Raw genomic sequence first — 1,197 nt, forward strand, 5'->3', positions numbered from 1 at the left:
ACCGAGGGTGGGTGGATGGGGTCTGCGGGATTCCATGGAGTGCACGACGGCGGGCGACGGTGTGTCAGTGTCGGTCATTAGTCTCCCGTTGTGGGCGAGATACAAGGCCAGGACGATGGGCGGCCGTCTTTTGCGTGGCGGGAGCTGCTGCAGTGCTGGAGCGACGAGTGGCTCGGTCCGGTGCGGCATGAGCAGGAACGCGTAGAACCGTTCCCCGACGAGGTACGCAGGGCCCGTTGGCTGGGTGCTGCCGGGGCCACCTGTGAGGAAGTCGGTGCGCTGGAGGGCCGCCTTGGTGTCACGCTGCCGATGAGCTATCGCCAGTTCCTGCTGACGAGCAACGGGTGGCTCAACACCACCCACGGCATCGACAGGATTTTGGCGGCCCACGAGGTGGGATGGACCCGGGNNACCTCGTCACCGGCTGGACCGGCGGATACGGTGATGCCGACTTCCGGGTCGACGACGACCAGTACTTCGTCTACGGCGAAGCCCAGGACCCGGTCTCGATCCGACCCGAGTACCTGCCACACACTTTGAAGATCAGTCACACGCCGGATGCCACGGACGTCTACCTTCTCAACCCGGGCGTGGTCACCTCGGACGGTGAGTGGGAGGCCTGGTATCTCGCCCACTGGCTGCCAGGCGCGGTCCGCTACCGGTCTTTCTGGGACCTGATGAACGACGAGTACAGAAGCTTCCGCGACGAGCGGTAACCCGGGCACGACAGCGACTCACCTGCAAACGGCGCCCCGGACGTGGGTCTGGGGGTGGCCCAACGGCTGTGGAACGCTGGGACGATGATCACTGGTGCACCGGATGACGCGGAAACCCTTGCCGTCGGGGCCCTTGAGTGGCTGCTGAAGGCTGCCCGGGATGTCGACGACGGCTTGACCTGGCCGAACACTCTCGCCGATGGCGAGTTCAACCCGACGCTGTACAACGGGACTTCGGGAGTGCTGCCGGCCCTCCTCGACGCATGGCGGTACTTCGCCGATGACCGCTACGCGGACGCGGCCCTGCGTGCTGCCCGCAGTGTCGCTGACGCGGTCGACGACTGGGAGGACAGCGGCCTGTACACGGGAGTGGCCGGGATGGCTGTCGCGCTACAGGGTGTGCACCGCGTGCTCGGCGACACCGCGGCAGGGGCGTCCGCCGAACGAGCCCTGGACGTCTTGCGGTCCCGCTACGACGGCG

2 protein-coding genes are annotated in these 1,197 nt (G+C 66.9%); both read left to right on the forward strand.

Features of this window, described 5'->3' with window-relative positions; genetic code table 11:
• Positions 1–180: 180 nt before the first annotated feature.
• Positions 181–409, forward strand: a 229-nt coding sequence (locus AOK17_RS53040; RefSeq protein WP_245697777.1) for an SMI1/KNR4 family protein, incomplete at its 3' end; no start/stop codon positions are given.
• A gap of 391 nt (positions 410–800) precedes the next feature.
• Positions 801–1,197: lanthionine synthetase LanC family protein (locus AOK17_RS53045; RefSeq protein ID WP_281198681.1), on the forward strand; the 397-nt coding region annotated here is incomplete at its 3' end.

Origin of the sequence: Streptomyces phaeochromogenes, from assembly GCF_001418655.1 — a bacterium.
GTDB classification, from domain to species: Bacteria; Actinomycetota; Actinomycetes; order Streptomycetales; family Streptomycetaceae; genus Streptomyces; species Streptomyces phaeochromogenes.